The sequence below is a fragment of the Bacillus sp. mrc49 genome, assembly GCF_002803435.1.
Window position 1 is genome coordinate 1 of sequence record NZ_PHNG01000756.1, and the last position, 11886, is coordinate 11886.

An 11886-nucleotide genomic window follows, 5' to 3' on the forward strand; every position below is an offset into this window, starting at 1 on the left:
GGCAAGTTTTGCTACTAAACTATTCCACCATGACCTACACCAACGTTTTAGAGGCGGAGGTGTGTTCATGGTGGTTTTTTGTTGTGTTTTGCTAAAAAGGGGGAAGGTCTATGAGCAATTCGACGAGCACGTTTAAAATCAATGGCTTGGATTATACGGCAAAAGCCGGATTGACGATACTTGAGGTTATCAACAAAAATGGGCTAGCCCACCCGCAAATTTGCTATGTCCCCGAGGTCGATCCGATCCAGACCTGTGACACTTGCATTGTCGAAGTCGATGGCAAACTCGTCCGGTCCTGTTCGACCGTGGCCATGAGCGGGATGGATATTGCCCTGGGCTCACGCAGCGCAAAAGAAGCCCAAACCGAAGCGATGGATCGGATTCTGGAAAACCACTCCTTATACTGTACAGTGTGTGATAATAATAACGGCAATTGCAAGCTTCACAACACGGCAGAATTAATGGAAATTGAACACCAGAAATACCCTTACACACCGAAAGTGAAATTGGCCGATGTCGATATGTCGCACCCATTTTACCGTTATGATGCCAATCAATGCATTGCATGCGGGCAATGCGTCGAGGTCTGCCAGAACCTTCAGGTCAACGAGACACTATCCATCGATTGGGAAGCTGATCGCCCAAGGGTCATCTGGGATGAAGGCTCCGAAATCAACAGCTCATCATGTGTCGGCTGCGGACAGTGTGTAACCATTTGTCCCTGCAATGCATTAATGGAGAAGTCAATGCTCGGTGAGGCTGGGTTCATGTCAGGTATCAAAAACGATTTGCTCGAACCAATGATTGACCTTGTCAAAGAAGTGGAGCCTGGGTACAGCGGGATTTTCGCCCTTTCGGAAATCGAGGCGGCCATGCGTGAGAAACGGACGAAGAAGACAAAAACGGTCTGTACGTTTTGCGGGGTTGGCTGCTCATTCGAGGTCTGGACTAAGGGCCGGAAAATCCTTAAAATCCAACCGACTCATGATGCTCCCGTCAATGCGATTTCCACATGTGTCAAAGGGAAATTCGGCTGGGATTTCGTAAACTCCGAGAAACGATTATCCAAACCGCTCATTCGGAAAAATGGCAAATTCATCGAATCGAGCTGGGATGAAGCACTGGATCTGGTCGCCTCAAGACTCGGTTCGATCAAACAACAGCATGGCGGCAACTCCGTAGGCTTCATTTCTTCCTCCAAAATCACGAATGAAGAAAACTATGTCATTCAAAAGCTGGCACGACAAGTATTCGAGACGAATAACGTCGACAATTGCTCTCGTTATTGCCAATCGCCTGCTACAGACGGATTGTTCCGTACAGTCGGAATGGGCGGAGATTCCGGAACGATCAGGGATATTGCCGCGGCTGGCTTGGTCATCATCGTCGGGGCGAATCCTGCTGAAGGGCATCCTGTACTGGCGACACGCGTGAAGCGGGCCCATAAGCTTCACGGCCAAAAACTGATTGTAGCCGATATCAGGAAAAACGAAATGGCGGAGCGTTCCGATATTCACATCAGCCCTAAACAGGGCACGGACCAGGTCTGGTTGATGGCAGTTACCAAATATATGATCGACCAAGGCTGGCATGATCAGGAATTCATTGATGAGAATGTGAACTTCTTCGACGATTATATGGAAGTACTTGAGAAATACACCCTTGAATATGCTGAAATGCACACAGGGCTTGCAAAAGAAGCATTGATCCAAATTGCTGAATTGATCCGTGATGCCGATGGGACCTGCATTCTGTGGGGGATGGGTGTAACCCAAAACACTGGAGGCTCCGACACGTCGGCCGCCATTTCCAACCTTTTGCTGGCTACAGGAAACTACCGCCGCACTGGAGCCGGTGCCTATCCGCTTCGCGGCCATAACAATGTCCAAGGCGCTTGCGATATGGGTACCCTCCCGACATGGCTTCCCGGATACCAGCATATTTCCGATGATGCGGCACGCGCCAAATTCGAAAGGGCTTACGGTGTGACAATCGATGGCAAACCAGGCATGAACAATATCGAAATGCTTCACGCCATTGAAAAAGGCGACATGAAAGCAATGTACCTTGTCGGCGAAGATATGGCACTTGTCGATTCGGATGCCAACCATGTTCATGACGTATTATCCAGCTTGGATTTCTTCGTGGTGCAAGATATTTTCCTATCCAGGACCGCTCAATATGCAGACGTCGTGTTACCTGGCGTACCCTCACTTGAAAAAGAGGGAACGTTCACCAATACGGAGCGTCGCGTACAGCGTCTATACCAAGCACTGCCTGCTCTAGGAGACGCTAAAGCGGATTGGTGGATCACCCAAGAGATCGCCAAACGGTTGGGAGCGGATTGGAATTACACACATCCTGGTGAAATCTATGATGAAATGGCAAGCCTTTCACCAATTTTCAGCCAAGCCAATTATGGTGTGCTCGAAGGCTGGAACAGCTTCCTCTGGGGCAGCCATGACGGAGCAAGCACGCCGCTCCTTTATGTAGATGGTTTTAACTTTCCCGATAAGAAAGCCCGTTTTGCGCTATCTGATTGGGTGGAGCCGGCTCAGTTCCCAGCGGAATTCGATCTTCACATCAACAACGGGCGGATGCTGGAGCATTTCCATGAAGGAAACATGACGAATAAATCTATTGGAATCCAAGCAAAGGTGCCGGGTATTTTCGTTGAAATATCACCAAAGCTGGCTAGTGAGCGCAAAGTCGGTGATGGCGGGCTCGTCCGCTTGGTGTCACCATTCGGAGCCGTTAAATTAAAGGTGCTGATCACGGACCGGGTAAAAAACAACGAGCTATTTTTACCGATGAATTCCGTTGATAAAGACTCTGCCATCAACTTCCTGACCGGTCCCATTTACGACCAGCGCACAAGCACGCCGGCATACAAACAGACGATGGTCCGCATGGAAGTGTTATGCGCAAGCGGCGATACTCCGTTGCCCGATACAAATCCACGGAATAAAAAACGACATCCCCAAAATGGAGTCGAGGTTGAGCGGAAGTGGGCCCGTCCAGGGTATGTTCATTTAACGGAAAAATAAACAAGGAAGGTGATGTTCATGGCAGCTCCCATTACGGAAATCCATAATCCGCTTACGGAGGAAGAAGAAAAGCTCCAAAAACTAGAAGAACTAAAAACACTGATCGCCAATAATGAAGATGCCTTAAACCATATGTTTAAAATCGTCAATGAACTGAATGGCGCCGGAGTATTCGAAGCTGCGACCTCCATGCTTCAAGGAAAAGAACAAATTGCAAAAATCGCCCTTGAACAAGTCACAAGACAACCTGTCACAAACCTGATCAATACCGTTATGGGGGCAACAGGGGCCTTGATGAAAGCTGATGCCGGACAATCGACGAAACTGCTGAGCAGTGCACTCGCCGGAATCGACGAAGGAAACAAGTTCCTCCAAAGCGAAAAGAAAATCGGCGTACTCGATCTAATGAAAACGTTGAATGATCCCGACATAAACCGGGCGATCGGTTTCGGCGTCCACTTCCTGAAGGGTATGGGCAAGGAATTGAAGGAATAGGAAGGAAGGTTGACTCTTTTTGGGTCAGCCTCTTTTTTCACTCATCAAAAAACAGGCTGTACTCCCTCCCCTTATTCACGCCACGGCTTGTCAGATTCAAAGATTGCAGGATTCCCGTTGCGGTGGATGCAGAGGAAATATTCAAAAAATCCCGCAGCTGCCGATTCGTGATAGTCGGGCCGATTAAATAAAAATAATCTCGTAAAGCTTGGACATGTGCATCCTTACTGGCTAGTCCGCTTGGCTTGCAAATCCTTGTACCATATCTCCTAAGTAACTGGTGACAGTTACAATTCTCGCAAATCATCCCTTTTAGTAGATCACTTTCGGTAAGTTTGTACCGGTCAAGAATGGAAAAATCGGCATCGATATGCTGTTTATTGATGACGCGAACAGCTTTCTTTAAAGCTTTAGCATCTAAAATCGATTCTTTCATGGAATTTTCGATTTGCTTTATTTTAGCGGGAAGCGCCTCGCGATGAATGACTTTATACTGGAGCGTACGGTTTTCAGGAGAGGTACGGATGATGGTTTGGGGATTGCTGATGACAATGAATGAATGGATCGGAATTACTGGAATGTTTTATTGCAAAAACCAATTCTGCAACTGTGATTCCTGGCGGCCGACTTGAATGAGAGGATCCGGAAACGCCGACTCTACTCCATCTTTCGTCCGGATGAGCTGATTGAAATGATGATCAAAATAGATTATGCCCGTTATGATTTCGGCATTTTATCTGCGAAACCGATCTTTTTTTCTGCGAATTCGGCGATATATCGATTTTTCGACAAAAAAAGGACCCCAAAAGCAGGCCCTCGTCATAAATCTGCAAGCGCCCTGCCCGCCTGTCGTCCGGAGAAAAGGCAGCCGCCGACGAATGTTCCTTCCAACGAACGGTAGCCGTGAACCCCACCCCCGCCGAATCCAGCTACCTCACCCGCTGCATACAGTCCTATCACCGGATGTCCAGAAGCATTCAGGACGCGGCAGGAAAGATCGGTTTGCAATCCCCCTAGAGTTTTTCTGCTGACGATATTCAACCGCACCGCTATCAAAGGACCATTCTTTTGATCGAGGATTTTATGCGGTGCTGCAACCCTTATTAACCGATCCCCGATATAATGGCGTGCTCCACGCATTGCGGTGATTTGCAGGTCTTTCGTGAATTTATGATCCATCTCCCTATCCCTCGCGATTATTTGCCGCTCGATATCGGCAAGGACAAGCAAGTTCTCTTCCGTGAGCTTATTCATCCCCTCCACAAGTTCCGAGAGTGAATCCGCTATGACAAAATCCTCGCCCTTGTCCATGAAAGCCTGCACGGGAGACGATGCGCCAGGCAGGACCCGGGATAACACCTTCCGAATGCTTTTGCCTGTCAAATCGGGATTTTGCTCAGAGCCCGATAAAGCAAATTCTTTTTCGATGATCTTCTGCGTCAAAATGAACCATGAATAGTCGTACCCTGTCGCCATGATGGCATCAAGCGTCCCCAGCGTATCGAATCCCGGAAAATTCGGAGCTGGGAATCGCTGGCCCGTTGCATCAAGCCAAAGAGATGAAGGCCCGGGCAGGATACGGATTCCATGCTTTGCCCAAACGGGATCATGATTCTTGATACCTTCCGTATAGTGCCACATCCGGTCGCGATTGACGATTCTTCCGCCTGCCTTTTCCGTAATGGCAAGCATCCTCCCATCCACATGCTCAGGAACGCCGGAAATCATATTTTTCGGGGCTTCACCTAGTCGCGCAGGCCAATTCTTTCTTATCAATTCATGATTGGCCCCGATCCCGCCGCTTGTAACAAGCACAGCTTTAGCATGAAACGAAAAGTCACCGATCACTTCCCGGGAGCTTGCCTCGCCGCGAGCTGCCGAGCTCGGCACAAGCACCGATCCACCTACACCAATGACAGAATCGTCTTCCGTTAACAATTCATTCACACGATGGCGGGGGCGATAATCGACCAGACCTTTACCGATCGCATTACGGACCCGATCCTCGAACGGCTTTACGATTCCCGGGCCCGTTCCCCATACTATATGAAAACGCGGAACCGAGTTACCATGCCCTTCAGCGAGGTAACCCCCTCGCTCCGCCCAGCCAACTACCGGAAAAAAACGGATGCCCTGGGCTGTCAGCCATTCACGTTTTTCCCCTGATGCAAAGTTGACGTACGCTTCCGCCCACTTTTTCCCCCAATGATCTTCATCATCCACCCGATCAAAACCCGCTGTACCTAACCAGTCCTGCCAGGCAAGCTCCCGTGAATCCTTAATGCCCAATCTCCGCTGCTCGGGTGAGTCGACAAGAAACAAGCCGCCGAAAGACCACCAAGCCTGCCCGCCTAGAGAAGCTTCCGGTTCTTGATCCAGCAGCAACACTTTCCTTCCGGCATCCGCAAGCTCTGCCGTAGCCACCAACCCGGCGAGACCCGCTCCGACCACAATCACATCAAATCCCATCAACATGCCCCCGCCTCCATATGTATACGCTTTCATAAAGTGCTCTCTTCCTACATTCCCTGTTCATCCTCATATTCCTTCTTGAAAGGAAAAAAGGCAAATAAAAAACCACCAATATATGTATTGGTGGAGACGGTGGGAGTCGAACCCACGTCCAGACATAACGGCACTTAAGCTTCTACGAGTGTAGTCGATATATTCGCATTTCGCGAACTCATTAGCCTATCGACAGGCGGCAGAGCAGCTAGTCTGATTGGTCTCTTCCTTCATCCTCAGACGGTGGATTCCGGCGTATCCCACTTAGAGTGAGTCCCTTACCCTACCACGTGGGCCATGGAGGGAGGAACAGCTAACGACTGTTGTTACGCAGCGAAAGCTAGGTTGTTGTTTTGTTTGCCAGTTATAGGCGTTGACGTTTTAACGAGGCCGATCCCCTCGACTCGCAACTTAAGCTCGAACTATCCCTGTCGAATCCGTAACGTCCCCATGATTGAAATGGAGCGTACGAGAGAAGAATAGTCAGCAAGTTGGCTGATATTCAATTGTCATCGGTACAGGATTAATTATAACAGATTGAAACGAAAAATCAATTGTAAGGTCTTGGCAGTGTTACATCTTCTGACGATCACGGAAAGCACGTTCAATATCACGTTTCGCTTCCTTCTTCTTCAGGTCATCTCGCTTGTCATATTGCTTCTTCCCTTTTCCAAGCCCGATTAAAACCTTGGCAAACCCATTTTTCAAATACATTTTCAATGGAACGATGGTGTAGCCCGCTTCTTTCGTTTCACCGATCAGTTTACTGATTTCTTTCTTATGCAAAAGGAGCTTCCGTGTCCGCAACGGGTCATGGTTAAACTGGTTCCCTTGCTCGTAAGGACTGACATGCATATTATAAAGATATATTTCGCCATTTTCTATTTTAGCGAAGGCATCCCTCAAATTCACTCGGGCCGCACGGATTGCCTTGATTTCGGTCCCTTTCAAAACGATGCCTGCTTCAAATGTTTGTTCAATGAAGAAATCATGATACGCTTTTTTATTTTGTGCTAGTTGTTTACCTGAGCCTTTTGGCATCTAACTCTCCCCTTTTTACATCCGATCGCGGTGAGAGGATGAATCGATCATCCCCTCACATCAATCTTATCTCTTTTTAGGCTTCCTCTTGCGCTTGGCAGCGGGCGCATTTTCAAAGAATTTTTTCTTCTTTTTCGGCTTTCTATCGGAAGAAGGCGAATCTCCCTTGCGATTGCCGCCACGGCCGCCGCCTTTTCCATCGTTTCTTCCGCCATTCCCGCCGCGGCCACGTTTACGGTCACCTGAATTGGCTTTGAATATTTTCTTCTCTCCGGATGGACGCGGACGGCTCACCTTCATGCCGATGATTTCAAAATCGATGGCGCGTTCCTCTTTATTGACGTTGGAAACACGTACGTCGATTTCGTCCCCAATCCGGAATACATTCCCTGTACGTTCCCCGATCATGGCCAGCTGGCGCTCATCGAAGCGGTAATAGTCATCCGTCATGAAGCTGACATGAACAAGCCCCTCAATGGTGTTCGGCAGCTCGACGAACATTCCGAAATTCGTAACGGAACCAATGATGCCGGTATATTCCTCGCCAATTTTATCAAGCATATATTCGGCTTTCTTCAAATCATCGGTTTCGCGCTCCGCATCGACGGAGCGACGTTCCCGCTTCGAGGTATGATCGGCAATCTCGGGTAAAATCGCATTCCATTTCTCTTTCGTAGCTTCATCCGTTTTACCTTCCACCAAATAAGTCCGGATCAGCCTATGCACGATCAAATCCGGGTAACGGCGGATCGGTGAAGTGAAATGTGTATAAAATTCAGCTGATAATCCAAAATGGCCCAGGCTTTCCGGATCATATTTCGCTTGCTGCATCGAACGGAGCATGACGGTGGATATGACCGTTTCCTCTGGCTTGCCTGCCACTGCCTCGATGATTTCCTGTAATGCCTTTGGATGGACGTCATTGGCCGACCCGCGCACGATGTAGCCGAAGTTCGTAATGAATTCGAAGAAGCGCTGCAGTTTTTCCGGTTTCGGATCTTCGTGGATACGGTAAATGAACGGAACGTCAAGACGGTTGAAATGCTCGGCAACGGTTTCGTTGGCCGCGAGCATGAATTCTTCAATCAGCTTCTCGGCAACCGACCTTTCACGTAAAACGACATCAGTCGGATGTCCCTCTTCGTCAACGATAACCCTCGCTTCATTGAAATCAAAATCGATCGCACCGCGGTTCATCCGATTTTTACGAAGGATGGCCGCCAACTTCTCCATGTCCTCGAACATCGGCACCAACGCTTCATAGCGCTCCAGCTGTTCTTCATCTTTATCCACCAAAATCTTGTTCACATTGCCATATGTCATCCGCTCCGTCGTCTTGATGACACTTTCAAAAATCTCGTGATTGACGACATGCCCGTCTGGTGTGATTTCCATTTCACAAGAGAGTGTAAACCGATCGACCTGCGGGTTCAAGGAGCAAATCCCGTTCGATAAACGATGCGGTATCATCGGAATGACCCTGTCCACCAAATAAACGCTCGTACCCCTTTCAAGGGCTTCCTTATCGATTGGTGAACCTTCCGTAACATAATGGCTGACATCCGCAATATGGACACCTAGCTTGTAATGGCCGTTTTCAAGCTTAGTAACCGAAACGGCATCATCGAGGTCCTTCGCATCGGCCCCATCAATCGTGACCAAAACATCATTGCGCAAATCCCTGCGGCTGCCGATTTCACTTTCAGAAATCGTATCGGAAACGGCATTGGCTTGCTTCATGACGTCTTCCGGGAATTCCATCGGCAAACCATATTTATGGATGACGGAAAGGATATCGACGCCAGGGTCATTTTTATGCCCTAGAATTTCGATGATTTCTCCTTCTGCACTTACACGTCCTTCTGGGTAAGAAGTCAGCTTGACGACAACCTTATGGCCCTCCACCGCTCCATGGGAAGCATGCTGCGGAATGAAGATGTCGTTTGCGATCTTTTTATCGTCAGGGATGACGAAACCAAAGCTTTTGCTTTCGGAGTATGTACCTACCACTTGCGTTATTCCGCGTTCAAGGATCCTGATGACCGTGCCTTCTTGCCTTGATCCGGACGTTTCCGAGGATACTCGTACCATGACGATATCTCCATGCATCGCTGTACCCGTTTCATTTGGCGGGATGAAAATATCATCCATTCCTGGGTTATCTTCAGGCGTTACAAAAGCAAATCCCTTTGCATGACCCGTTAATTTTCCGCGGAACAAATTCATTTTTTGCGGCAGGCCGTAACGATTGCTTCTCGTTCTGACCACCAATCCCTTTTCTTCCAGCTTCACTAGCGCCTTGACGAAATTCTTGAAGTCTGCCGAGTCTTCAATCTTCAAAGCCTCTTCAAGCTCCTGTACCGTCAATGGCTTGTATGCTTCGTCGGTCATATACGTCAAAAGCCTATTCATGTGTTCTTGAATGTTATCTTCCATAAAACCCCTCCTATTCAGGGTATAATAAATTTGTTATTCGGACCAATCCAGACTTTCTAAAAATTCCAATACATCTTCATGCAGCTGTTCTTTTTCTTTATCCAGCGTTATGACATGACCGGATTCTTCATACCACTTCAGTTTCTTGACAGGTGACTCGATGGAATCAAAAATGATATCGGCACTTTTCGGATTGATGACATCATCATGCCGCCCCTGCACAACATATGTCGGTGCATAGATCAAATCGACATGCTCCCGTACATCCGTTATCAATTCCTGAAGGGCTTTCAATGTATTCATCGGTTTATCGGCCAAGAGGTCCATTTCATGCTCTATTTGCTCTTGCGTTTTTCCTTCATACTTCTTAAATTCTCTAGCGTACTCCAATACTCCTTTATACATCATCTCTTCACTTTTGATATACATGGGCGCACACATTGATACGATACCCTTTATAGGTACAGTGTAACCTAATTTAAGAGAAAATACGCCTCCCAAAGAGAGTCCGGCAACAGCTATTTCCTCATGGCCCTTGCTCTTCAGGAAATCGAATGCCATCATGACGTCCTTCCACCAATCAACAGGGCCCGTTTTCACCAGCTCCTCTGGCGGAACCCCATGTCCCTTATAGTGCGGGGCATGGCAGGTGTAACCGTGCTTCTCCAAGTGACGTCCAAGCATCCGCACATCTGCGGAATTCCCCGTGAATCCATGCAATAGTAAGACAGCTCTTTTTCCGCCTTCAAAAGTAAAGGGCTGCTGCAGCTTGATTTTCATGATAATTAGCTCCTTCATTAGTAAATAGCATCCAAAAAAATTCCCTATCTATCATTAAGTACTAAAATTACTATATCTATTCATGCAACTATCGTGCAAAGAAAAAAGCCTAGCTATTTAGCTAGACTCATTTTTGATCGATTACACATCAAAGAATGCAACAAGTAAAGTTAAAGCAAAGAATAAAATGGCTAATACTACCGTTGCACGATGTAAAATCAAATCCAAGCCGCGAGCTTTTTGCTTTCCGAATAGCTGCTCAGCACCGCCGGCAATCGCACCTGATAAACCTGCACTTTTACCCGATTGAAGCAATACCGTCACAATAAGGGCGATACTGACGATCACCAAAAGCGTTATGAGAAATGCATGCATGCAATCACACCTCCTGAAGTACCAATAAACAATTACTTTAACTTTACCACACCCATAAGATATCCACAATCTTTGTTATCATTTAATGGTAAGAATTCCTAAACAGCATCTTCATCATTTTCTTTTTGAATCAAAGTTTGAGATAATTCACAAAAAGGGAAGAAAGAGGTGTCACCATGTTCAAGCCCATTCTCCGGATTCTTGATTTATTGACCATCCTGTTCTCGGCGGTTGCAGGCTATTCTTTATGGATAGGCGGCAGCAATCTCATCAGTGTCTTATTGATCGTTCTCTCGCCGCTTTTGCTGCTGCTTGCAAAATATCATGGCAATCGATATTTATTATTTGCTGCATATACCACGACAACCGTCTATTTTACTGCTATTATTTATAATGGACTTTCCAATAGCGGCATCGACTTTTTCCAATCAAGTTACCATGTGCTGCTGATCGGTGCAGCCGCCATCCTGCTGAGCATCATAGCGGCCGTCATTGGTTTCGGCACCAACACCCTTACGATTCTCTGGCTATCGCTGCACGCCCTGGTCACCTTCGAGACGATCAGGATGTCAGGCGGTTTCCTTTCGCACTTTTGGTCTGCACCCGTCGTGGAAGCCGCAGTCCGCAATGATTATCCATTTTTATTGATGGTGGTCTGGATCGGCTTATTTCTCGATAAGTACCAAAGTGAATTGACGAGGGATTACTTGTCACGATAATCTTTCAAAACGCCTATCGCAGGAAATCTTATATTAAAAGCAAGGGGCCTTTCATATGTTAAAACCTATATTTACTGCAACTGCTCTGTCATCGTTCATTTTATTGTCCGGATGTTCATTCGACCAATCAAGCGATGAAAAAAAAGAGCAAAAAGAAGAACACCCGAGCTCCCACCATACGGAGACAGAAACTGATGATAAGCAAAATGATTCAAAAGAATCGGCCCAACGCCAGGTGGAAGTGGATGAAACGGTCAAGCCCGCGCAGGCTGGCCTGCAGACTTTAGCCAACCCAGAAAGCATCCCTGTACTTGTCAACAAACAATACAGCTTGCCGGAAGATTACAAACCTGAAGATCTTGTTTACCCAAAAGTGGATTTCATCTTTCAGGATAAAATCGAAAAAAGAATGATGCGCAAAGAAGCCGCAGAAGCGCTTGAACGGCTATTCCAAGCTGCCGAAAAAGACAATATGCACTTCGCCG

At 47.4% G+C, this 11886-nt stretch carries 9 protein-coding genes, 1 other RNA gene and 1 pseudogene; 4 read left to right on the forward strand and 7 right to left on the reverse strand.

Going from position 1 to position 11886, the window contains the following annotated elements; all coding sequences use genetic code 11:
• Nucleotides 1–110 precede the first annotated feature (110 nt).
• Together fdhF and CVN76_RS22425 are read left to right on the forward strand one after the other, a co-directional pair.
• Complete coding sequence (fdhF, locus tag CVN76_RS22420; RefSeq protein ID WP_100533113.1) at nt 111–3050, forward strand: formate dehydrogenase subunit alpha; 2940 nt, start codon at nt 111–113, stop codon at nt 3048–3050.
• A gap of 18 nt (nt 3051–3068) precedes the next feature.
• Complete coding sequence (locus CVN76_RS22425) at nt 3069–3545, forward strand: DUF1641 domain-containing protein (protein WP_100533114.1); 477 nt, start codon at nt 3069–3071, stop codon at nt 3543–3545.
• Nucleotides 3546–3582: 37 nt separating this feature from the next.
• Here CVN76_RS22425 and CVN76_RS22430 read toward each other — a convergent pair whose 3' ends face one another.
• From CVN76_RS22430 to secG, 7 genes are all read right to left on the reverse strand, one after another.
• Nucleotides 3583–3981, reverse strand: a complete 399-nt coding sequence (locus CVN76_RS22430) for a hypothetical protein (RefSeq protein WP_100533115.1) — start codon at nt 3979–3981, stop codon at nt 3583–3585.
• 383 nt (nt 3982–4364) lie between these two features.
• Nucleotides 4365–6014 (reverse strand): FAD-binding dehydrogenase, encoded by a 1650-nt coding sequence (locus CVN76_RS22435; RefSeq protein WP_100533118.1) that lies wholly within the window; start codon nt 6012–6014, stop codon nt 4365–4367.
• Between the two features lie 124 nt (nt 6015–6138).
• Nucleotides 6139–6500: a transfer-messenger RNA gene (gene ssrA, locus CVN76_RS22440) on the reverse strand.
• Between the two features lie 123 nt (nt 6501–6623).
• On the reverse strand, nt 6624–7091 hold the full coding sequence (gene smpB, locus CVN76_RS22445) for an SsrA-binding protein SmpB (protein ID WP_061141144.1): 468 nt from the start codon (nt 7089–7091) through the stop codon (nt 6624–6626).
• Nucleotides 7092–7157: 66 nt separating this feature from the next.
• Nucleotides 7158–9527 carry a ribonuclease R gene (rnr, locus tag CVN76_RS22450; RefSeq protein ID WP_100533116.1) on the reverse strand — a complete coding sequence of 790 codons (2370 nt, stop codon included), beginning with the start codon at nt 9525–9527 and terminating at the stop codon, nt 7158–7160.
• Nucleotides 9528–9560: 33 nt separating this feature from the next.
• The gene (locus CVN76_RS22455; RefSeq protein WP_100533117.1) at nt 9561–10307 is read right to left on the reverse strand and encodes an alpha/beta hydrolase; all 747 of its coding nucleotides are present in this window, start codon (nt 10305–10307) and stop codon (nt 9561–9563) included.
• 141 nt (nt 10308–10448) lie between these two features.
• Nucleotides 10449–10682: a preprotein translocase subunit SecG gene (gene secG, locus CVN76_RS22460; protein ID WP_061141147.1), complete on the reverse strand. Its 234-nt coding sequence runs from the start codon at nt 10680–10682 to the stop codon at nt 10449–10451.
• 176 nt (nt 10683–10858) lie between these two features.
• Here secG and CVN76_RS22465 point away from each other — a divergent pair, with 176 nt between their 5' ends.
• Both CVN76_RS22465 and CVN76_RS22470 read left to right on the forward strand, forming a co-directional pair.
• Nucleotides 10859–11401, forward strand: coding sequence for a hypothetical protein (locus tag CVN76_RS22465; RefSeq protein WP_061141148.1), 543 nt, complete (start codon nt 10859–10861; stop codon nt 11399–11401).
• Nucleotides 11402–11456: 55 nt separating this feature from the next.
• Nucleotides 11457–11886 (forward strand): annotated as a pseudogene (locus tag CVN76_RS22470) (hypothetical protein); the annotation flags it as partial.